This is a genomic window from Plantibacter sp. 2H11-2, assembly GCF_050031945.1.
GTDB lineage: Bacteria > Actinomycetota > Actinomycetes > Actinomycetales > Microbacteriaceae > Plantibacter > Plantibacter auratus.
The window spans coordinates 1-20,240 of sequence record NZ_JBNBBL010000008.1 but is presented as its reverse complement, the minus strand read 5'-3'; the positions used below and the strand labels follow the sequence as shown (position 1 = coordinate 20,240).

19 protein-coding genes are annotated in these 20,240 nt (G+C 70.8%); 5 read left to right on the top strand and 14 right to left on the bottom strand.

Annotated elements, in window-relative coordinates; all coding sequences use genetic code 11:
• Nucleotides 1-147: 147 nt before the first annotated feature.
• The 8 genes from ACQG07_RS15155 to ACQG07_RS15120 are packed head-to-tail and all read right to left on the bottom strand — an operon-like array spanning nt 148 to nt 8,522.
• On the bottom strand, nt 148-1,203 hold the full coding sequence (locus ACQG07_RS15155) for a DUF4432 family protein (protein WP_426738703.1): 1,056 nt from the start codon (nt 1,201-1,203) through the stop codon (nt 148-150).
• Nucleotides 1,204-1,258: 55 nt separating this feature from the next.
• Complete coding sequence (locus ACQG07_RS15150) at nt 1,259-2,026, bottom strand: SDR family oxidoreductase (RefSeq protein WP_426738702.1); 768 nt, start codon at nt 2,024-2,026, stop codon at nt 1,259-1,261.
• A gap of 57 nt (nt 2,027-2,083) precedes the next feature.
• Nucleotides 2,084-2,830: an SDR family oxidoreductase gene (locus ACQG07_RS15145; RefSeq protein WP_426738701.1), complete on the bottom strand. Its 747-nt coding sequence runs from the start codon at nt 2,828-2,830 to the stop codon at nt 2,084-2,086.
• Nucleotides 2,827-3,669, bottom strand: coding sequence for a class II aldolase/adducin family protein (locus tag ACQG07_RS15140; RefSeq protein WP_426738700.1), 843 nt, complete (start codon nt 3,667-3,669; stop codon nt 2,827-2,829). The genes ACQG07_RS15145 and ACQG07_RS15140 overlap by 4 nt, the downstream gene beginning before the upstream one ends.
• Nucleotides 3,666-5,153, bottom strand: coding sequence for a rhamnulokinase (locus ACQG07_RS15135; protein ID WP_426738699.1), 1,488 nt, complete (start codon nt 5,151-5,153; stop codon nt 3,666-3,668). Before ACQG07_RS15135 ends, ACQG07_RS15140 begins: the two co-directional genes overlap by 4 nt.
• Nucleotides 5,150-6,154, bottom strand: a complete 1,005-nt coding sequence (locus ACQG07_RS15130; protein ID WP_426738698.1) for a 1-phosphofructokinase family hexose kinase — start codon at nt 6,152-6,154, stop codon at nt 5,150-5,152. The genes ACQG07_RS15135 and ACQG07_RS15130 overlap by 4 nt, the downstream gene beginning before the upstream one ends.
• Nucleotides 6,151-6,936 (bottom strand): DeoR/GlpR family DNA-binding transcription regulator, encoded by a 786-nt coding sequence (locus tag ACQG07_RS15125; RefSeq protein WP_426738697.1) that lies wholly within the window; start codon nt 6,934-6,936, stop codon nt 6,151-6,153. The genes ACQG07_RS15130 and ACQG07_RS15125 overlap by 4 nt, the downstream gene beginning before the upstream one ends.
• The gene (locus ACQG07_RS15120) at nt 6,933-8,522 is read right to left on the bottom strand and encodes an FGGY-family carbohydrate kinase (protein ID WP_426738696.1); all 1,590 of its coding nucleotides are present in this window, start codon (nt 8,520-8,522) and stop codon (nt 6,933-6,935) included. The genes ACQG07_RS15125 and ACQG07_RS15120 overlap by 4 nt, the downstream gene beginning before the upstream one ends.
• A 132-nt stretch (nt 8,523-8,654) precedes the next feature.
• Between ACQG07_RS15120 and ACQG07_RS15115 the strand changes: the two genes are divergently transcribed.
• Nucleotides 8,655-9,425, top strand: a complete 771-nt coding sequence (locus ACQG07_RS15115) for a DeoR/GlpR family DNA-binding transcription regulator (RefSeq protein WP_426738695.1) — start codon at nt 8,655-8,657, stop codon at nt 9,423-9,425.
• A gap of 55 nt (nt 9,426-9,480) precedes the next feature.
• The gene (locus ACQG07_RS15110) at nt 9,481-10,299 is read left to right on the top strand and encodes a class II fructose-bisphosphate aldolase (protein WP_426738694.1); all 819 of its coding nucleotides are present in this window, start codon (nt 9,481-9,483) and stop codon (nt 10,297-10,299) included.
• Between the two features lie 38 nt (nt 10,300-10,337).
• Here ACQG07_RS15110 and ACQG07_RS15105 read toward each other — a convergent pair whose 3' ends face one another.
• From ACQG07_RS15105 to ACQG07_RS15080, 6 genes are all read right to left on the bottom strand, one after another.
• Complete coding sequence (locus ACQG07_RS15105) at nt 10,338-10,637, bottom strand: hypothetical protein (RefSeq protein WP_426738693.1); 300 nt, start codon at nt 10,635-10,637, stop codon at nt 10,338-10,340.
• 123 nt (nt 10,638-10,760) lie between these two features.
• Complete coding sequence (locus ACQG07_RS15100; RefSeq protein WP_056013014.1) at nt 10,761-11,756, bottom strand: ABC transporter substrate-binding protein; 996 nt, start codon at nt 11,754-11,756, stop codon at nt 10,761-10,763.
• A 71-nt stretch (nt 11,757-11,827) separates the two neighbouring features.
• Nucleotides 11,828-12,913 carry an ABC transporter permease gene (locus tag ACQG07_RS15095; protein WP_079707371.1) on the bottom strand — a complete coding sequence of 362 codons (1,086 nt, stop codon included), beginning with the start codon at nt 12,911-12,913 and terminating at the stop codon, nt 11,828-11,830.
• Nucleotides 12,910-13,671 (bottom strand): ATP-binding cassette domain-containing protein, encoded by a 762-nt coding sequence (locus ACQG07_RS15090; RefSeq protein ID WP_079707372.1) that lies wholly within the window; start codon nt 13,669-13,671, stop codon nt 12,910-12,912. Before ACQG07_RS15090 ends, ACQG07_RS15095 begins: the two co-directional genes overlap by 4 nt.
• Before the next feature lie 130 nt (nt 13,672-13,801).
• Nucleotides 13,802-14,896 carry a class I mannose-6-phosphate isomerase gene (locus ACQG07_RS15085; protein WP_426738692.1) on the bottom strand — a complete coding sequence of 365 codons (1,095 nt, stop codon included), beginning with the start codon at nt 14,894-14,896 and terminating at the stop codon, nt 13,802-13,804.
• Entirely contained in the window at nt 14,893-15,930 is a 1,038-nt protein-coding gene (locus ACQG07_RS15080) for a LacI family DNA-binding transcriptional regulator (RefSeq protein WP_274500626.1), read from the bottom strand. The genes ACQG07_RS15085 and ACQG07_RS15080 overlap by 4 nt, the downstream gene beginning before the upstream one ends.
• 356 nt (nt 15,931-16,286) lie before the next feature.
• Here ACQG07_RS15080 and ACQG07_RS15075 point away from each other — a divergent pair, with 356 nt between their 5' ends.
• The 3 genes from ACQG07_RS15075 (at nt 16,287) to ACQG07_RS15065 (ending at nt 19,944) form a co-directional block, all read left to right on the top strand.
• Complete coding sequence (locus ACQG07_RS15075) at nt 16,287-17,495, top strand: HAD-IA family hydrolase (protein ID WP_426738691.1); 1,209 nt, start codon at nt 16,287-16,289, stop codon at nt 17,493-17,495.
• 160 nt (nt 17,496-17,655) lie between these two features.
• Entirely contained in the window at nt 17,656-18,276 is a 621-nt protein-coding gene (locus tag ACQG07_RS15070; RefSeq protein ID WP_426738690.1) for a CPBP family glutamic-type intramembrane protease, read from the top strand.
• Between the two features lie 186 nt (nt 18,277-18,462).
• The gene (locus tag ACQG07_RS15065) at nt 18,463-19,944 is read left to right on the top strand and encodes a DUF222 domain-containing protein (protein ID WP_426738689.1); all 1,482 of its coding nucleotides are present in this window, start codon (nt 18,463-18,465) and stop codon (nt 19,942-19,944) included.
• Nucleotides 19,945-20,240: the final 296 nt, after the last annotated feature.

Sequence of the window (20,240 nt, the reverse complement as noted above, 5' to 3'; positions counted from 1 at the left end):
TCAGGTTCCGACGTCCGTGTCGGCTTCCGACGATGACTTCATGTCATCGATGTCATGGCGAGCATACCTCGTTCATGTCATCGATGACATACCCCAGCGTGAATTCTTCGGAAACCGGGTACCTGATGCTGGCGGAGGCCGGTGGGCTCAGTCGCCGAAGTCCTCCACCGCCGACTCGAACACGATCTCGAGATCGACCTCGAACGACCCCCCGGGCTCCACGATCCGGCCCGCCTTCCCGCGATCCGGACCGGCCGCGTGACTCGGCCAGCAGGTTCCGGGTTCGATGCCGAGGGCGTACGACCCCGCGGCTGTGCTCCGCCACACCGTGAGGAAGGGCAGCTGCTCCGGCCGGAAGCGGACCGTGACCGTGCCGGCCTCGCCCGACAGGGTCGCGATGGACCAGCCGTCGGACCCGGCGACCGCGTCGAGGGCGTCGACCTGCTCGTCGGCAGCCGGTTCGGGCTCGCCGATCACCCGCCGCCAGCCACCGGGGTCCAAGCGTTCGGACCCCGCCCCGCCGGGGACGTCGGCCTCGGCCGCCACGACGGCACCGCCGTGCAGCACCGGCCAGCCGAGGTTCACGTGGTAGAGCAGGCGCACCGGCTCGGCGACGAACCCCTCGTTCCGGACGACGTCGTGCAGACGGATCCGCGCGACGCCGACCTCGGCTCGGATGCTGCGGGTCACCGTGAGGTTCTGTTGGAAGACGGCGCCCTCGCGGAGCAGGCCGTCGACGAGGAGCTCGTACCGGCCCGCCGCGGTCCATCGCCCCTCGCGACGGGTCACGGTCGCCGGGATGCGATGCGCCCGACCGTGCATCCCGCCGTCCGCCTCCGCGGCCACACCGACCGCGGTGAGCCCGCAGGTCGTCAGCAGACCGCCCTGCCAGCGACGGGCCCAGCTCTCGGCCTGCGGAGCGGTCGTCGGCGCGACGAAGGACACGACCTCGCCGTTCCAGGAGGCCTCGCCGAGGTCGAGGAACTGGTCGACCTCGACCGTGACCTCGAGTCCGCCGAGATGGCGCAGCTCGACCTGGCGCCGGCCCGTCGACGGCCCGTCGTCGACGCGGACCGCACGCGGAGCCCACGCACGCTCGACGGCACCGGATCGGGCCTCGACGAAGCGTCGACGCCGGGCGCCCCACACGGCGTCGCGGTCGGCCTGGTCGTCGGGCGTCTGTTCGGGCGGCGTCGTCGTCATGGCTGGTCCTCGGGTCGGTGTGGTCGGGTCGAACGGTTCGGTGGGTGGGGCTGGCTCAGAGGGCGGTGTAGCCGCCGTCGATGACGAGGCTCTGGCCCGTGAGGTACGAGGAGGCGTCCGACGCGAGCAGCAGTACGAGCCCGTGGAGGTCCTCAGGCTGGCCCATCCGGCCCGCCGGGATGCCCGCGGTCCACTCGGCGGCGAGGTCGGGGTTCGCCTCGGTGAACTCGCGGGTCATGTCCGAGAGGAAGTACCCGGGGGCGATCGCGTTGACCCGGACGCCGGAGGGTGCCCACTCGACCGCGAGTGACGACGCGAGGTGACTGACCGCCGCCTTCGACGCGTTGTACGAGGCCTGGAACTGCGGCTGGTTCACGATGAACGCCGACATCGACGAGATGAAGACCGCTGAGGCGGGCCGACCCGCCGTGATGGCACGACGGGCGAAGGACTGCGCGGCGAAGAAAGTGCCGTCGAGGTTCACGGCGAGCACCTTCCGCCAGGTGTCCGCCGGCACGTCGACACTGTCGCCCCAGATGGTGATGCCCGCCGCGGTCACCAGCAGCGACGGCGCGCCGAGCTCGGCCTCGGCAGCGGCGAAGGCGGCCTCGACGGCGGTGGCGTCGGTGACGTCGACCGTGTGCGCCGAGGTGCGGACGCCGTACTCGGACGCCAACCGCTCGGCCGACTCGTGGACGGTCGGCAGGAGGTCGAGCAGCGCCACCTGGACGCCCTGCGCGGCGAGCGCCGAGGCGATCGAGTAGCCGAGCCCGCGGGCCCCGCCGGTGATGACGGCCGTCCGGCCGTGGAGGTCAGAGAACATGTGCGGTCCTTCGATCGGGGCGGACTGGTGGAGGTGTCGTCGGGCGACGCGAGTCGCTCAGATCTCCTGGTCGGTGGGCAGGATGACGAGGTCGCGGATGGTGACGTGCCGGGGTCTGGTGAGCATGAAGAGCACGGCCTCGGCGACGTCCTCGGAACGGATGCCGGTGCGTGCGGCGATCTGGTCCTCCACGCCTGAGGCCCCCTCGGCGATCCCCCACAGTTCGTTGAGCACGACGCCGGGGGCGACCGCGCCCATCCGCACCCCGGATCCGACGAGGTTCCGCCGGGTGGTGTGGACGAACGACTGCATGGCGTGTTTCGTCGCGGAGTAGACGGGCTCCCAGTGGATGTCCTGGTGCCCGGACACCGAGCTCGTCACCAGCACGTCGCCCGCGCCCTGTTCGACGAGGTGCGGCAGCGCTGCGCGAACCGTCGCCATCGCTCCGAGGACGTTGACGCCGACGAGCTCCTCGATCGCGGTCATCGGGGTGTCGACGACGTCACCGCCGACGTAGAGGCCCGCGTTGGCGAGGACGATGTCGAGGCGTCCGAAGGCGGCGAGCGCCAGGGCGACGGCCTGCTCGGACACGGCGGGGTCGGCGAGGTCACCCGCCAGGAAGACGCTCGGTGTCGGCAGGGCGTCGGCGACGCCCGAGAGTCGCTCGGTGGAGCGTCCCACGAGCACCGTGCGCACCCCGGCGGCGGCGAGCGCCTGGGCGTACGAGCGGCCGATGCCCGAGGACGCTCCGGTGATGATCGCGACCTGCCCGGTGAGGTCGATGGTGCTGGTCGACACGCTCATGTCGTGGTCCTTCCGTGCGCCGCCCCGGCGCGGTCGGCGGTGGATTCCTGCGCGGCGAGCGCGGCTCGACGCAGCAGTTCGTCGGGTCTCGTGTCGATGCGGGCGACGGCCTCGTCGCTCAGGTACACCGGCCCGCCGGCGGCGAGCGCTCCGAGGAGCACCTGGGCGACCTTCACGGCCATCTCGGTGATGCGGAGTACCTCGGCCGCGCTCGATCCGAGGGCGAACATCCCGTGGTTCTGCAGGTACACGACCTTCGGTACCCGGCCGGTCGTTGCGAGCTGCTCGCGCAGCAGGCGGCGGACCGTGCGGGCGAGTTCGAGACCGGGGTCGACGTACGGCACGAGCAGCGGATCGGTACCGAGGACCACGATCTGGTCGGGGAAGAGCGACCCGCGGGTCAGGGCGTCGGCCGACGGCGAGCACAACAGCGCGTTGACCGGCACGGGATGGGTGTGGCCGACCGCGACGACGCCGGGCAGGTCGAGGCAGACGGCGTGGAGGATCGCCTCCACCGAGGGGCGCCGACCGTTCCCGGCGAGCGCCGCGGCATCGAACAGCGCGGCCACCTCGGCATCCCCGCCCGTGTGCGAGTCGACGAGGTCGAGCACCGGTACGATCGCGAGACGGACCGCGTCCTCGGTGGTCGCCACGGCCAGGGACGCGCCGCTCGCCTTCACGAGCATCGCCCGAGCACCGTCCTCGGTCAGGAGCAGGGAGGTGTTGCCCTCCGCCAGGAGCGCCCACGCCCGATCGGGACGCCCGAGGTCGCGCGAGAAGGCGACGAAGCGGTCGAGGAGGTCCGTCTCGGTCTCCGGTTGGTCGATGCGGTCGGTCATGTCGGTGTCCGCTCATGGTCGTGGTCGTCGTGGTCGTCCTGGCCGTCCTGGCCGTGCCGGTAGACCGTGTCGAGTGACGGTGCGTGGCCGGCCGCGACGAGTTGCGCGGCCAGATTGCCGAGCGCCGAGGCCTCCGCAGGACCAGCGGTGACGGGAAGACCGGTCCGTGCCGCCGTGCGGGCGCACAGGAGCCGGTTGCGCGATCCGCCGCCGACGATGCGGACCGAACGGATCGTCACCCCGGTGATCGCCTCGCAGGCCCGGACCGTCTCGGCGTAGGCGACCGCGAGACTCTCGACCGCGCTGCGCACGACGTCGCTCCGTCCGCCCGGTGGACGCTGTCCGGTCTCCCGGCAGAGGGTCGCGATCCGTTCCGGCATGTCACCCGGGACGAGCAGCCGGGGGTCGGCGACGTCGAACACGGCGGGCGTGACGTCCGTGGCTGCGTCTCGTTCCAGCTCCGACACGGCCGCCACGAGTTCGACGAGGTCGACCGCGCTGCCGTCCTCGGCGGACCAGGCGCGGGCGCACTCCGTGAGCAGCCACATCCCAGCCAGGTTGCGGAGGAGCAGTGAGGATCCGGCGACACCGGCCTCGTTCGTGAACCCGGCGGTCCGCGCATGCTCGGTGAGCACCGGCGCCGGCAGACATACCCCGACCAGGGACCAGCTGCCACTCGAGACGAGGAGCTCCGCACCGTCCGGGCGGGCGAAGGCGAGCGCGGACGCGGTGTCGTGCTCCGCGACGCGGTGGACGGGGATCGGCCCGCTCGACCCGAGACGCGCGGTGACCTCCGGCGTCGTCGGGCCGGCGACCGTCCCCGGCGCGACCACCGGCGGGAAGTCGAAGCCGTCGAGGCCCCATCGACGGATGAGCTCCGCCGCCCAGTCGCCGGTGCCCTGATCGAGCAGTTGCGTCGTCGAGGCGATCGTGCGCTCCGCTCCGACGACGCCCGTGAGCAGCCACACCCAGAGGTCCGGGACGAGCAACACGGTCGGGCGATCGCCGTCGGCTCGGCGCGGGTCGAGGTCCTCGGCGCGGGACCGCAGCTGATACGAGGTGTTGATGGTCTGCTCCAGCACGCCGGTCACCGCGTAGGCCGTCGCGGCGTCGACGAGCACGGCGGCACGGGCCGGTCCATCAGCGTCGGCGCCGCGGTGATGCAGCACGGTCGGGAACGCCGTACCGGTGCCGACCCCCACGAGTGCGATGTCGACGCCCCAGCTGTCGACCCCGATCCCGTCGAGCACGCCGCCGGCGGCCGCTGCGATCCGGACGGCCTCCGCGAGCCCGACGATGGTCTCCTCGAACAGGCGCTCCGCATCCCACCGGAGTCGACCGTCCTGCGTGATCGGGCCGTTCGGGAACCGGTGTACCTCGGTGAGTTCCAAGCGGCCGTCGGCCCAGCGCCCGAGCATGACGCGACCGCTCGACGCGCCGAGGTCCACGGCGGCGTGGAAGCGTGGAACGGCCTGATCGATCATGGCGTCGTCGCTTCGTCGCGTGGCGGCGTGGCCGGTTCGCTCAGCGGCGTCGTCGGGTCGGGGTCCTGGACGGCGACCGGTGTGGTGAGCGCCTCGAGGGAGGTGAGGATGGTCGTCGCGCTCGACACGGCGAGTGCACCCCAGGCGGCGGCCGAAGCGACCGCCGCCGCCGGGTCGTCCCGTCCGTCCTCGCCGTGGAGTCCGACGAGGAATCCGGCCAACGAGGCGTCGCCGGCACCGGCCGTGTTCACGACCGTGGCTGCGACGTGCGCGTGCCACAGCCCAGCCGCGGTGCGGAGGAGCGCCCCGTCGGCCCCCATGCTCACGTAGACGAGGTCGCAGCCGGCACGGTGCAGTTCGTCGGCGGCGGAGGCGACATCGCCGATCGTCAGCAGCTCACGGCCGGTGAGCTCGGCGAGCTCGTGCGCGTTCGGCTTGAGCAGGTGGACGAGGTCGAGGTTCGCGACGGCGGTCTCGAGCGCCGCACCCGCGGTGTCGACGGCCACGCGCGCTCCCCGGTCACCCGCCTGACGGAGCAACTGGAGGATGTCGACCAGGCCGGTGCCACCCTGGACTGTCGGGATCGTGCCGGAGAGGACGAGCCAGTCCGCGCCGATCCGGTCGATCTCGGCCCCGGCGGTCGCGACGACGGCGGCCCAGTCCTCGGCGCGCAGCGGGATCGCCGGTTCGTTGACCTTGGTCGTGCCGGTCGCGGCGTCCAGGATGGTCGTGTTCACGCGCGTCCGACCGTCGGTCGGGACCACGGCGAGCAACGTCCGGAGTGCCGGGTCGTCGGCGAGGATCCGTCCGTCCGCACCCATCGGCACCACCGCACGGACCGGGAGCCGAGAGAGGGTGACCGCCCGCGCGACATTGACGCCCTTGCCGCTCAGCTCGGTGGAGACGCCCACCGCCCGGTTGACGTCACCGAGTCGCAGCCCGTCGACGCGGTAGGTCTGGTCGATCGCGGCCGCCGGCGTGACCGTGACGATGCCGCTCATGCGTCCGCCCCGACCGTCTCGACGCGGACGCCGGTCGCGAGGAGGGCGTCGAGGGTCGGTTCGTCGACGCCCTGATACACCACCGCCACGTCGAGACGAGCGGCCGGGACGGAGGCCGCGAGGCCGTCTGCGCCGAACGTCGCCGGGTCGCCCAGGAGGATCGTCGTGGAGGCCAGCTCGACCGCCGAAGCGACGACCGCCGCCTCCTCCGGCGAGGCATGGAGCAGTCGGCCGTCCGCGGAGACACCGAGCGCCTCGACGACCGCGACGTCGAGGCGGAGGCCGGCGAGCTGCTCGCGCGCCCAGGCGCCGGTGAGGACGCCGCGCCCGTCCGCCGTCCCGCCGACGAGGTGGACGACGGCCGATTCCTCGGCAGCGGCAGCGGCCAACGCCACCGGCACCGAAGCGGTCACGATGACGGTCCCGGCGGTCGTCGCGAGGCCCCCGGCGAGCGCCTCGCAGGCCGAGCCCGCGCCGAGGAAGACCGCTGAACCCGGGTCGACCACGGTCAGCGCTTGCGCCGCGAGCGCACCGGACACCCCGGAGTCCTGGCCCGGGTCGAGGTCGACCCGCACCGCCCCGCCGTGCGCGCGTCGGAGGCGTCCGTCGAGTTCGAGGACGCGGAGGTCGCGCCGGATCGTCTCCTCGGTCACGCCGAGGTCCACTGCGAGCACGCCGACCTCGACCCGCCCGTCCTGGTCGAGTCGGGTGAGGATCTGCCGACGCCGGTCGTCCACCGGGCTGGACGTGGCCGTCCCGCGGCCTCCGATGGACGCGCTCATCGTTCCACCCCGGCGCGGTCGTCGCGTTCGGACGCCGAAGCGTCCGGGCTCGACTCCTCGGCCCGCCGTCGCCACCAGGGGCCGATGGCCTCGACGAGCTCGTCGAACGCGCTTCCGACCCCGGCCCAGTACGCGGCCGAGGCGTCCGTCGGCAGGACGGCGGGTGCGTGTCGGACGACGTCGCGCTGGGCCTGTTCCACCGACGACAGGAGTCCGGCGGCGACCCCGGCGACGATCGCGGCACCCAGGGCTCCGGCCTCCTCGGAGTCGACGACCGTCACGGGTGCTCGTAGCGCGTTGGCCACGAGTTGTACGTACAGCGGTGACCGCGCCAGGCCGCCGCCGAGGACGATCGGCTCGTCCCACCGGAACCGTTCGCCGAGCGCACGGGTGTGCCAGCGGTGCATGAGCACGATGCCCTCGAGGGCTCCGCGCAGGACGTGTGCCCGGGTGTGCCAGTCGCGGACGCCGGCGAGGGTGGCCGACGCTTCGGCACCGAGCGGGGAGTCCGATTGGAAGGGCAGGACGAGCGGCACCTGCTCCTCCGGAGGGAGTGCTGCGGCCTCGGCGATCAGCGCGTCGCGGCCGGTGGCGTCGGTCACGCCCAGGACCCGGAGCGTCCAGTCGAAGGAGGGCGATGCCGTCGCCGAGGTCGACATCGCGATCCGCAGGTCCGGGGTGATCGAGAGGCGGGACTGCCACCGCGGGTCCACGTCGGGCTGGGTCGTCGTCACGCCGTTGGTGCTGAACGAGCCGGCCACGAGGGCGAGCCGCCCGGGGACGAGCGCTCCCATGCCGATCGACGAGGCCTGCACGTCGTGGAGTCCCGACACGACCGGTGTCCCGGCGACGAGGCCCGTGACCGCGGCGGCCGCCGGCAGCACCGACCCGACGATCGTGCCGCTCGGGTTGATCGGCGGCAGCAGACGGAGCAGTTCGGCGGGCAGGCCGTAAGCGTCGAGGACCTCGGCGCTCCAGGTGGCGGTCCCGACGTCCAGGAAGGAGGCGCAGGCGTCGGAGTAGTCGGTGGAGATCTCGCCGGTGAGCCGCAGGCGGACCACGTCCTTGCAGAAGAGCATCGCGTCTGCCTGCTCGACACGCTCCGGGTCGTGGCGGAGCAACCAGCGGAGGAGGTTGCCGGCGGCGCCCGGCGTCGGCAGCTGTCCGGAGCGTTCGAGCACCACGCGCAGCCGGTCCGGGTCAGCCGCGAGTTCGGCGGCCTCGACGTGCGCCCGGGAGTCCATCGCCGTGATGGCCGGGCCGACCGGCGCTCCCTCGGCGGTCACGAGGTGCAGGCCGTCGCCGTGGCCGGTGATCCCGACGGCGGCGACCAGAGTCGGGTCGACACCCGAGGTCGCCATCACCTCCGACACCGCATCGGCGACCGCGGCCCACAGGGCGTCCTGCGACCGCTCGGCGTGCCGGGCGACCGGGCGGTCGACGGGGCTCGCGCGCCGAGCGACCGCGACCGGCAGCAACCGCTCGTCGTGCAGGACGGCCTTGACGGCGGTCTGCCCGACGTCGATCCCGAGCAGGAACCGCGACCCCGACTCGTGGGGTGCGCTGTGCGGCCCGTGCTCAGCCATCGGCGGCCTTCCGTTCGTCGTCATCGTCGTCGTCGGGTGCGCCCGATCATGTTGATCTTCGCACCGATCCCACCGAATCGGAAGGGATATCGGACAGATTCGGATACGCTGGCCGGACCGGACGGAGCAGTCATGTACCCAGCAGAGCGTCACGCCGCGATCCTCGCGGGTGCCCGCGACGGCGACGGCGCCCTGTCGGTCGCCGAGCTGAGCAGCCGACTCGGCGTCACACCGGAGACCATCCGTCGCGACCTCGCCGTCCTCGAGCGACAGGGGCTCATCCGCCGCCACCACGGTGGCGCGGTCCTCGCCCGGCGACCCGCGTTCGAGCCCAGCCTCCAACGACGCCGCGAGGGCGAGCGCATCGAGCGCGCCGCCGTCGCCCGGCTCGTCGTCGAGCAGCTCCCCGAGGAAGGGGTCGTCCTCCTCGACTCCGGTGCGATGACCCTCGAGGTCGCCGCGCTCCTCCCCCACACCAGCCGACTTCTCGTGGTGACGAACAGCCTGCCGATCGTCGCCCTGCTCGGTGGCCGGCCGCGACTCACCGTGCTCGCCCTGCCCGGGCGGGTCCGCGCCGTCACCCAGGCGACCGTCGGCGCGTGGACCGTCGAACGGCTGTCGGGGCTCCACGCAGACGTCGCCGTCCTCGGCGCCAACGGGGTGGGGCTCACCTCGGGCGCCACGACGACCCTGCCCGAGGAGGCCGAGATGAAGCGGGCGATGCTCGGCATCGCCCGACGACGCATCCTCGCCGTCACCGCCGCGAAGTTCGGCACCACCTCGTTCCACCGGGCCGCGGGGCTCGACGAGTTCGACCAGATCGTGACCGACGACGGGCTCGACCCGGACACCGTCGACGCGCTCGCCGAGAGCGGTCCAGAGCTGCTGCTGGCCACCACCTGACCATCCCCACCGCCACCGGGTCGATCGTCCCGCGTGCACCCCGAGAGGAACCACCATGACGCTCGTCTCCACCGCCGCGCTCCTCGATGCACAGCGCGCCGTGCTCGCCTTCAACGTCATCCAGCTCGAACACGGCGAGGCCATCCTCCGCGGCGCGGAGCTCGCGGGCCGCGGCGTCATCCTGCAGGTCTCCGAGAACGCGGCGAAGTACCACGGCGGCCTCGCGCCGATCGGGCTCGCGAGCCTGGAGCTCACACGCGAGACCGGCACCGCGACCGCCGTACACCTCGACCACGCCGAGGACGAGACGCTCGTCGAGGAGGCGGTGCGGCTCGGATTCACCTCGGTCATGTTCGATGCAGCGACCCTCCCCGACGAGGAGAACCGAGAGCGCACCGCAGCGGTCGCCCGCGCGGCTCAGGCGCAGGGCGTATGGGTCGAGGCCGAACTGGGGGCCATCGGCGGGAAGGGCGGCGCACACACGCCCGGCGTCCGGACCGACCCCGGTGAAGCCGCGGCGTTCGTCGCGGGCACCGGCGTCGACGGCCTCGCGGTCGCGGTCGGCAGCTCGCACGCGATGACGTCGCGGAGCGCGACCCTCGACTTCGGGCTCATCCGGGAACTCGCTGCAGCCGTCCCCGTCCCGCTGGTCCTGCACGGTTCGAGCGGCGTGAGCGACGAGGACCTCGTGCGGGCGGTTGACGCGGGCATGCGCAAGATCAACATCTCGACCCACATCAACGGCGTCTTCACCCGAGCCGTCCGTGAGCGCCTCGACGCGGACCCGTCACTCGTCGACCCGCGGAAGTACCTCGGCCCGGCGCGCGACGCCGTCGCCGCCGAGGTCGCGCGGCTCCTCACCCTCGTCGCATAGGACTCGTCGCCGACCCGACCGTCAGTCGATCGAGTCGTTCACAACCAGTGGACGATGTCCGGGTCCAGACAGACCCCGCCGAGGCCCTCGGTGGTGGTGACGCCGTCCGCGAACCGGATCACCACGGCCCGTCCCTCCATCCGCACGTACTCGGCCCGGAGCCCGAGTCGGAACGGGACGTCGGTCGACGCGGTGGCCGCACGGCTCGCGCGTTCGGGGACCGTGATGACCAGGCGGTGGGCTCGCCCCGCTGCATCGACGACCTCGGCCTCGATCCGTCCCGGAGCATCGTCGGACAGCCGGCGCACCGCGGTCGTCGCGACGATCACCTGGGTCATGTCGCGATTCTCGCACCCCGTGGAGGGTGGCGTCGAGGCGGAGCTGCCGGACGCAGCGCGACGGCGCCGGAGCCCGAAGCTCCGACGCCGTCGCGGTCTGGTGGTGCGGGGTGGCCTGAGGGCCTAGCCGCACTTGGACTGGTAGACGGCATCCTTCGCGTCGCCGTCGACGTTGTCCTTGGTGATGATGGTGAAGCCGGTCTCGATCTTGGCCTCGACCTTGTCACCGTTCAGTGCGGCGATCGCCTGGGCGACGCCGTCCTTGCCGATGGTGGCCGGCTCCTGAGCGACGAGCGCCTGGACGGTGCCCTCCTTCAGCTGCTTGACCTGGGCGGGACCCGCGTCGAACCCGACGATGGTGACCGAGTCCTCCTTGCCGGCCTGCTTGACACCGGTCGCGGAACCTTCGGCCGCGAACAGGTTCGCTGCGAAGATGCCCACGATGTCGGGGTCCTTCTGGAGCGCCGCGGTCACGATCTCGGCAGCCGTGGACGGCTCGTTGTGGCTGTACTGCACGCCGAGGTCGGTGAACTTGTCATCGCCCTTCACCGCTTCCTGGAAGCCCTCGGCACGGGCGTCCGTGGTCGAGATGCCGGGGTCGACCGAGACCACGAGGACCTTGCCGCCCTCGGGGTGCGCTTCCTTGATCGCGTCGAACGCCGCAGCGCCGCCGCCCTTGTTGTCGCTCGAGATCTGCGAGACCGCGAACGACGGGTCGTCGACGGTGGTGTCGACGAGGACGACCTTGATGCCCGCGTCGGCCGCAGCCTTCAGCGGTGCCTCCATGGCCTTCACGTCGGTCGGAGCGACGAGGATCGCGTCCGGCTTCGAGGCGACGACCGAGTCGACGAGCGGCTTCTGCAGCGTCGGGTCGAACTTCTCCGGACCCTGGGTCGTGACCGTCGCGCCGGCATCCTTCGCCGCCGATTCGATACCGCACTGCATGGAGATGTAGAACTCGTCGCCTGCGACGCCCTGGATGAACGCGATCTTGTAGCCGTCGGAACCTGCGCCTGCGCTGCTGCCGCCCGAGCTCGCGCCACCGGAACAACCGGTGAGCATGAGGCCTGCCGACGCGCCGAGCGCGAGGACTCCGAGAACTGACTTCTTCCACTTCATTGTGATTACCCGTTTCTCTTGAACTGCTGGACTACTGGGATGGTGCGGGGGGTGTTGATCTGTGTAAGGGGTTATTTCTTCTTCCTGCTGACGAGGGCTCGCCAGAAGCTCGTGGATCCACCGCGGGCTGCGGAGGAACGGCGGACCTGGTCGACGTAGACGGCCAGGATGAGTACGGCGCCGACCGCGACCTGCTGCCAGAAGGGCTGCACGCCGGTGATGACGAATCCGTTCTGGAGGACGGCGGGGATGAACAGACCGACGACGGTGCCGAAGATCGTCCCGTAGCCACCGAAGAGCGAGGTGCCACCGATGACGACCGCGGCGATGACGTTCAGGTTCGTCTGCGACTGACCGGCGATCGCGGTGGTGCCGAACTGCGACAGCGACAGGATGCCGGCGAGACCCGCGAGGCCTCCGGAGATCGCGTAGATGCGGATGAGGTGACGGTCGACCTTCACGCCGACGCGTCGTGCCGCCTCCTCGCTCGAGCCGACCGCGTAGGTGTACAGGCCGAACTTCGTCTTGTGGAGGACGAGCGCACCGATGATGACGACGACGAGGGCGATGACCGAGATGATCGGAACCGCGCCGAAGATGTTGCCGTACCCGATCGAGTCGGTGAGGACCGACGGCACCTCGCGGATGTCGACACCGCCGGTGAGGATCTGGGCGAGGCCGAGCGCCATGCCGAGGCTACCGAGGGTGACGATCAGCGGCGGCACCTTCGCCTTGGAGATGAGGATGCCGTTGAACGTGCCCCAGAGGATGCCGACGCCGATCGAGACGATGATGCCGACGATCGCGGTCCCCCAGTCGTCGCCGCCCATGGCCCGCATCGTCGTCGCAGACACGACGCCCGAGAAGACGAGGACGGATCCGATCGAGAGGTCGATGCCGGAGGTGATGATGACGTAGGTCATGCCGACGCCGAGCACCGCGAGGATCGAGGCGTTCTGCACGACGAGCCGCAGGTTGGACAGCTGCGCGAAGGTGTCGGGCGCGATCGCGGAGAAGATCGCGATGACGACGAGGAGGACGATGAAGATCTGGAAGGCCTGGGCCTTGAAGAGCTTCCTGATCGGGGTCTCCCGATCCTTGGCCGTCTCGATGGCGGTCGTCTCCGGCCCCATCTCGGCCTGCTTCACCGCGCTCATGCGACGTTCCTCGTGCTGGCACCGGTCATGAGACCGACGAGTTCTTCCATGTTCGTGTCCTTCGTGTCGACCGTCGCCGCGCGGTGGCCGAGCCGCAGCACCTGCACGCGGTCGGACACCTCCATGACGTGCGGCATCGAGTGGCTGATGAAGACGACCGCGATGCCCTTGTCGCGCACCCGGCGGATCGTCTCGAGCACGTTCTTCGTCTGGCGGACGCCGAGGGCGGCCGTCGGTTCGTCGAGGAAGACGACCTTGTTGGCCCAGTGCACCGCGCGGGCGATGGCGATCGCCTGGCGCTGCCCACCGGACATCGCGCCCACCGGGTCGGTGAGTGAGCGGACGGTCGCGCCGAGTTCGTCGAAGGCGTGCCGCGACTGCTTGCTCATCTCCTTGACGTTCATGAGGCCGAGCAGCCCGCCGAGGCCGGGCCGCATGATCTCGCGGCCGAGGTAGACGTTCTGTACAGGGTCGAGGTGGGGCGCGAGGGCGAGGTCCTGGTAGACCGTCTCGATGCCGAGCGCGCTCGACTGCATGGGCGAGGTGAGGGTGATCGGTTCGCCTTCGAACTTGATCACGCCGCTGTCGACCGCGAGGTTGCCGGAGAGGGCTTTGACCAAGGTCGACTTGCCCGCTCCGTTGTCGCCGATGAGGGCGGTGACCTCGCCGGGGTAGACCTCGAAGTCCGCTTCGTCGAGGGCGCGGACGTGCCCGAACTGCCGGGTGAGGCCTCTGGCCTCCAAGACGGGAGTCGTCATGTCGTTCTCGTTCCTTTCCAGCCGGCCCCGGTGGACGGGTCCGGCGTGTGGTGGCTGTCGTACCGCTGTTCGAGGCGGTGGTGTGTGGTGAGCTGCTGCGCGATCGTGGGTCCTGCGTCGAGGGGTGGCGTCATCGGATGCCTCCCGACGCGAGGGTCGCCGGCCAGCCCGCACCGGGGCCGGCGGCGAGCACGGTGCCCGAGCCGCTGACGGTCCAGGGCCCGAACCCGGCCGGGACGGCGAAGACCTCTCCGGCGGAGAACTCGACGGCCTCGGCGCCGGTCTCAGAGACCAGTGCGCCTGCGCCGGTGAGCGCGAGGGCCACCGAGAAGCCGGCGTCCACGGGTGCGCTGCCATCGGTGCCGGGCGCCACGGCGAAGAGCTGGAAGTACGGGTCGGCGGCCGCGGGCAACAGCGACACCGGCGCGTCCGTCCGGGCGTCGAGGTCGTGCAGCACGACGAGGTGTTCGATCTCGGACTGCGGGAGTGCCGTCGTCGACACCGCGCCCATCACGGTCTCGAATCCGAGGCCGAGGTGGGACTCGTCGCGCGTCGAGGTCGTGACCGACCACTCGAGGAGGATGGAGAGGTCGGTCGGTTCCTGCACCTCCGCGAGGAAGATGCCGCCGTCGATCGCGTGGGCCGTGCCGGCCGGGACGAGGATGCCCATGCCGCGCTCGACGACGATCCGGTTCATGTGCGACAGCATCCACTCGCTGTCCTGGGCGTCGCGACGGCGGTCGAGTTCGTCGGGGTCGACGTCCTCGCTCCATCCGAGGTGGACGGCCGAACCGGGCTCGGCGTCGAGGATGAACCAGGCCTCCGTCTTGCCGTAGGCGCAGTCGAGGTGGGAGGCGGCGAACGCCCGGTCCGGGTGCACGTGGACGGGGAGTCGCTGACGCGCGTCGAGCAGCTTGACGAGGATGCCGGTGTCGGCGGCGTCGGTGCCGTGGTCCGGTCCCGCTCCGGTCCAGTGCGCGGGGTCGGCCGCGACGAGGTCGCGGAGGAGGACGCCGTCGACGGTGCGGGCGAGGCCGATGGCGCCGCCGGGCTCCTGGTCGGCGCGGCTCACGGTCGCCCCGAGCCACTCCTCCGGCTGGAACTCGCTCTGCTGTTCGATGCCGCGCAGGCCGGCGATGCGGTCGCCGCCGCGGTAGAAGTGCTCGATGAGGTTCGGCGCGAGTCGCGTCGGCTGGGCGAGCGTCGTGGGCTGGGTCGTGCTCATGCTGCTGGTCCTCCGACCATGCTCGTGGTGGACGCGGTGCGCGCGTCCACGATGTGACGCTGTGCCGGGCCGGGGATCTCCCCGGAACCACGCGACACCAGCGAGGTCGGGACGACCCACTCGCGCGGCTCGTCGGCCGGTGATTCGCGCAGTTCGAGGAGTCGCTCGATGGCGGCGGTACCGATGACGAACGGGTCCTGGTTGATGCAGCTGACGGCCGGTCGCAGGACGTCGGCGAGGGTGAAGTCGCCGAACGCGATGTGCGCCGTCCCCTCCCGCCCGATGCGGTGCAGGGAGGTCGTCAGACCGATCGCCGCCTTCGCGTTCGACGCGAAGAAGGCGGTGGGCGGATCCTCGAGTCCGAGCAGGCGCTCCGTCTCGGCGGCGTAATCGAGCGAGCCGTCGATGGTCCAGGAGACGAGCGACGGGTCGAGGTCGATGCCGGCCTCGGCGAGGACGTCGGTGTAGCCCTGGTAGCGCCGACGGATGGTGAGGAAGCGTTCGTCCCGGTCGTAGAAGGCGATGCGGGTGTGGCCGAGCTCCACGAACTGCCGGATCGCGAGCTGGGTGGCGGCGTAATCGTCGACGACGACGCTGTCGAAGGCGGCGAGCGGACGGTCGACGGCCACGACTGGCGTCACGTTCCGGAACGCCTCGAGGTAGGGCAGCTCCGCGGCGACCGGGGCGATGATGACGCCGGCGACCTGGTGGCCGGCGATGAACCCGGTCAGCTGGTCGCGCTCGCGCCCCTCGTCGAGCCCGGTGCTCGCCACGAGGACGCTGAGGCCCTCCTTGAGCGCACGGGCCTCGATGGCGCTCACGAGCGAGGCGAAGAACGGGTCGGCGAGCGAATCGATGAGGACGCCGATCGCGCCACCGGTGCCGGACTTCAGAGAACGGGCGGCCGTGTTGGGCACGTACCCGAGGCGATCGATCGCCTCGAGCACGCGGCTTCGGGTCTCGGGGTGCACGGACGGTTCGCCGTTCACCACCCGCGAGACGGTCTTGATGCTGACGCCGGACTGCGCAGCCACATCCTTGATCCCGGGCGGCCGCATCAGCGGGTCGCCCGGACGGGAAGCGGAACGGGTCGGACGTCGCAGCCGGTCCGGAGCGACGGGACGTGCGCATGTGTCCGGATCGGACTGGTCGCGGTGATCGCGGGGTTGCAGGTGCCCATGGGCTCCACCTCCTGACAGCGTTGTCATCGGTCGGGGTGGTGCAGCTGCAGAACCCCGTCGTTCCTTCGTGCGCCTATACTGACCGCAGACCGACAACGTTGTCAAGCAACGTTGTCTGAAAGAGATCAAATTCATTTGGAACTCGCATCGAAGAGGCGTTCAGACCCCTCGGATGCGGGTCGCCACCCCGGAATCATCGAGGAGTCAGCGTGATCGTCGTCGTCGCAGGAGCAGCCGGAAGCGGCAAGACCACCCTCGGACGTGAGCTCGCCCGGGCCCTCCGACTCCCGCTCCTCGACCTCGACACCATCACCAATCCGTTGCTCGACGGTCTCGGTGCGGTGACCGATCCCGACGGCGCCGAACCACTCCACTGGAACGACGCGAAGCTGCGCCCGACCATGCGCCCGGCACGGTACGCGGCCCTCCGAGCGGTCCTCGCCGACCAACGCGACAGTGATGTCGGCGCGGTACTCGTCGCCCCCTTCACCGCAGAGCTCCGTGGCGGCGCCGAATGGGACGCGCTCGTCGAGGCGGCCGGGGTCGTCCCCAAGGTCGTCTGGCTCCACGCCGATGCCGCCACGCTCGCGGCCCGCCGGGCCGAACGCGGTGCCGAGCGGGACACGCACATCGTGGACCCGTCGACCGACACTCCACCCGCCATCGAGCACCTGTCGATCGAAGCCGCGTTGTCCACTTCGCAGCAGCTCGCCGCCGTCCAGCGCGCGCTCGGTCTCGGACGGACCATCGAGGCCTCCGCACCGATCTTCGACCAGGTCTTCGCCGCCGGGCTCTTCGACCTCGACGGGACCCTCATCGACTCGACGCCGGCCGTGAACCGGTCGTGGGCGCAGCTCGCCCGCGAGTACGGCCTCGAGGGCGACCTGCTCGCCGCGGGACACGGCCAGCCCGCTGCCCAGCTGCTCGCCGCGATCTTCCCGCCCGAGCAGGTCGCCGGAGCACTCGCGCGGATCATCGAGATCGAGGCCGACGAGGTCGCCGACGTCATCGCGCTCCCGGGGGCGGCGGAGGCGCTGGCGGCGCTGGGTGACGACGCGAAGGCGATCGTCACGAGCGGCACAAGGCTCATCGCCGGCAACCGCATCGCGGCCGCCGGGCTCGTGCGGCCAGAGGTCGTCGTGACCTTCGACGACGTCACGAAGGGCAAGCCGGACCCCGAACCGTTCCTGCTCGGCCGCACCCGACTGGGCATGGAGTCGCAGCCGTGCGTCGTGTTCGAGGACGCACCGGCCGGGCTCGCCGCAGCGCGCGCCGCCGGCTGCTGGACGGTCGGCATCGCGGGGACGCACGAGGCGCACGAACTCGATGCGGACCTCGTGATCGACGGCCTCTTCCAACTCCGGCTCGAGCCGGTCGCCGAGGGTGGGTTCCGACTCGTCCCGGCTTCGCTCGGCTGAGCAGCACCCCGATCCGGGCGCCTGTCGACGAGCCTCCGGACACTCTTCGATCGCGACGACTCCCCCGCGACGACGGCTCGTTCTCCGCCGCCGCCTCGGGCGGTTGCGATCCCCTTCCTTGTCTTGTATCTGAAATAACACTGCTAAAATATCGACTGCTATGTCGACCGTCGAAAACGCCCACTCTCGCCAATCCGTCCGCTTGTTCTCCGCGCTCGCGATAGCCGTGTCGTGGTTCATCCTGTGGTGCCTGACCCCGGGTATCACCGACCGAGGCCCCGTGCGTCTCGTGGTGCAGGAGGACACCGTCGTGGTGTTCCTCGAGTCCCTGATCGCCGGCCTCCTGGTGATCGCCATCGCCATCCTGCAGCGCACCCACACCCGTGAACTCTTCGCACCGTCCCGGCAGCGGTTCCTGTACATCGTCCCGGTCGTGCTCGCACTCGCGTTGCCGTTGCACTACGAGCTCGAGTTCCCCGTGCTGCTCTACATCTTCTGGATGACCGTCTCGGTGTTCTGGCAGGACTACCTGACCTTCGGACTCCTGCAACGCCATCTCGCCGCGCGCTTGCCGTCGCGCATGGTCATCCCCGTCGTCGCCGTTCTGTTCGCCCTCGGACACGTCATCCTGCTCCCCGACAAGTTCGGGCTCGTGCCGAACCCGTTCCCGGCACTGAGCATGCTCGCGCTCGGCCTCCTGCTCGCGTGGCTCCGTTACCGGTTCACGACGATGCACCTCATCCTGACGCTGCACCTGTCGTTCTACTTCGTCTTCGCGTGAGGTCCGGCCGCCCGTCCGAACGCGACCATCGGCGAGCACCTCGACCGACTTGACGACCGCGTCATCGCCGGTCCCTGAGCCTGTCGAAGGGCACCCCGAGTAGGCGCCAGGTGTCGGATAAATACGCAGATCAAAGGCTGATTCGGTGCGCGTTCGAATGTCAGTGGTCCGTGTTTGGATGGATCCATGACCAGCACCGCACCGAACCCACTCGCCGCCGCCGCGGCCGGGTTCGATGCGGTCTGGAAGAGCGCGCTCGACGCGATCCGTCCCGGCTCCGGTGTCGCGGAACAGCTCGAGAACATGAACGACGAGGCGATCCTCCGGGTCCTCGACGAACTCGGTGCCGTGCAGCACGCGGTCGAGGTCCTCGCCGCCCGCGTCACCGGCACGATCGCCCTCCGGCCGTCGCCTTCCCGCCGCGACGGCACGCTCGTGCGCGCTGCGGGTTACGCGAACCCGGGTGTCATGGTGTCCGAGCGGTGGCGGGTTGCGCGCGCCCGCGGCGCGGCGATCGCGGAGGTCGGTGCTGCGATCACGCAGCCGCGCGGGCTGCTCGGCGAGTTGGAGGAGTGCCCGTTCCCCGCGGTCGCCGCCGCCCTCGAACCGGCCGCCAGTCCCGAGTCATCGAACACCGACGCAGTCCCGGATGACACCCACCCGTCAAGCGATGGCGGCACACCCAGAGCACCCCTGAGCGTCGACGGAGCCGCGGTCATCGTCCGCGAGCTCCGCAACGCGGGCCGCATCTGCACCAGGGTCGAACTGCAGGCGGCATCGGTCATCGCCATCGAGCACGCCGCCCACGCACCCCTGCAAGACGTCACCCGCATCGCGAAACTCGTCCGCACCCGCCTCGACCAAGACGGCCGCGAACCCCGCGACGAACTCCTCCGCCGAGCAGAACGCTGCACCATCCACGAACTCCCCACCGGCATGACCCTCCTCCGCGCCGAACTCGCCCCCGAAAGCGCCGCCTTCATCCGCGCCGGCCTCGACGCCCTCATCGGCGCCACCCACCGCAAACCCCACTTCATCCACCCCGACCCTGCCGACCAACCCGACGGATCCGGTCACCCCATGCCCGACGGACCCACGCTCATCCCCACCGACCGGCGACGCGCCATCGCCCTCACCGAGACCTTCCGACACCTGGCCGGCTGCAGCAGCGCCGCCACCGAACTCACCCCCGTCACCGTCATCATCCGCACCGACCACGACACCCTCGAAACCGGCCTCGGTGCTGCCACCATCGACGGCATCGACGAACCCATCGGCCCCGGCGCCCTCCGCCGCCTCGCCGCCGACGCCAACCTCATCCCCATGATCCTCAACGGACCATCCCAAGTCCTCGACCTCGGCACCAGCACCCGACTCTTCACCCGCGGACAAAAACTCGCCCTCGCCGAACGCGACGGCGGCTGCGCCTGGACCGGCTGCACCCACCCACCATCCTTCACCGAAGCCCACCACATCACCTGGTGGTCACAAGGCGGACCCACCAACCTCGACAACGGCATACTCCTCTGCCCCTTCCACCACCACCGCATCCACGACGACCACTGGACCATCACCATCCAAAACGGCATCCCCTGGTTCATCCCACCCAGCCACATCGACCGCCACCAAACCCCCATCCGAGGCGGACGCATCCACCTCGCCGCCTGAACCAAGGGCATCCGCGCGCCTCCGCACACGCCTGCCCTTCGACAAGCTCAAGGACCGACACGGGAACCACCCTGCCTCGGACACGCTCAGCGACCGACGCTGTATTCGACAACCCGGCCACCCCGGTCCCTGAGCCTGTCGAAGGGCCCACGACGAACCGTCATACCTGCCCTTCGACAAGCTCAGGGACCGAGACGGGAACCACCACCCGTCGACAAGCTCGGTGAACGACGCCGTATTCGACAACCCGGCCATCCCGGTCCCTGAGCCTGTCGAAGGGCCTACGAACAACCGTC

What these genes read in the sequence shown, in the direction of transcription:
- ACQG07_RS15155 (WP_426738703.1), bottom strand. Translation starts at nt 1,203, where the DNA reads ATGACGACGACGCCGCCCGAACAGACGCCCGACGACCAGGCCGACCGC.
- ACQG07_RS15150 (WP_426738702.1), bottom strand. Translation starts at nt 2,026, where the DNA reads ATGTTCTCTGACCTCCACGGCCGGACGGCCGTCATCACCGGCGGGGCC.
- ACQG07_RS15145 (WP_426738701.1), bottom strand. Translation starts at nt 2,830, where the DNA reads ATGAGCGTGTCGACCAGCACCATCGACCTCACCGGGCAGGTCGCGATC.
- ACQG07_RS15140 (WP_426738700.1), bottom strand. Translation starts at nt 3,669, where the DNA reads ATGACCGACCGCATCGACCAACCGGAGACCGAGACGGACCTCCTCGAC.
- ACQG07_RS15135 (WP_426738699.1), bottom strand. Translation starts at nt 5,153, where the DNA reads ATGATCGATCAGGCCGTTCCACGCTTCCACGCCGCCGTGGACCTCGGC.
- ACQG07_RS15130 (WP_426738698.1), bottom strand. Translation starts at nt 6,154, where the DNA reads ATGAGCGGCATCGTCACGGTCACGCCGGCGGCCGCGATCGACCAGACC.
- ACQG07_RS15125 (WP_426738697.1), bottom strand. Translation starts at nt 6,936, where the DNA reads ATGAGCGCGTCCATCGGAGGCCGCGGGACGGCCACGTCCAGCCCGGTG.
- ACQG07_RS15120 (WP_426738696.1), bottom strand. Translation starts at nt 8,522, where the DNA reads ATGGCTGAGCACGGGCCGCACAGCGCACCCCACGAGTCGGGGTCGCGG.
- ACQG07_RS15115 (WP_426738695.1), top strand. Translation starts at nt 8,655, where the DNA reads ATGTACCCAGCAGAGCGTCACGCCGCGATCCTCGCGGGTGCCCGCGAC.
- ACQG07_RS15110 (WP_426738694.1), top strand. Translation starts at nt 9,481, where the DNA reads ATGACGCTCGTCTCCACCGCCGCGCTCCTCGATGCACAGCGCGCCGTG.
- ACQG07_RS15105 (WP_426738693.1), bottom strand. Translation starts at nt 10,637, where the DNA reads ATGACCCAGGTGATCGTCGCGACGACCGCGGTGCGCCGGCTGTCCGAC.
- ACQG07_RS15100 (WP_056013014.1), bottom strand. Translation starts at nt 11,756, where the DNA reads ATGAAGTGGAAGAAGTCAGTTCTCGGAGTCCTCGCGCTCGGCGCGTCG.
- ACQG07_RS15095 (WP_079707371.1), bottom strand. Translation starts at nt 12,913, where the DNA reads ATGAGCGCGGTGAAGCAGGCCGAGATGGGGCCGGAGACGACCGCCATC.
- ACQG07_RS15090 (WP_079707372.1), bottom strand. Translation starts at nt 13,671, where the DNA reads ATGACGACTCCCGTCTTGGAGGCCAGAGGCCTCACCCGGCAGTTCGGG.
- ACQG07_RS15085 (WP_426738692.1), bottom strand. Translation starts at nt 14,896, where the DNA reads ATGAGCACGACCCAGCCCACGACGCTCGCCCAGCCGACGCGACTCGCG.
- ACQG07_RS15070 (WP_426738690.1), top strand. Translation starts at nt 17,656, where the DNA reads ATGTCGACCGTCGAAAACGCCCACTCTCGCCAATCCGTCCGCTTGTTC.
- ACQG07_RS15065 (WP_426738689.1), top strand. Translation starts at nt 18,463, where the DNA reads ATGACCAGCACCGCACCGAACCCACTCGCCGCCGCCGCGGCCGGGTTC.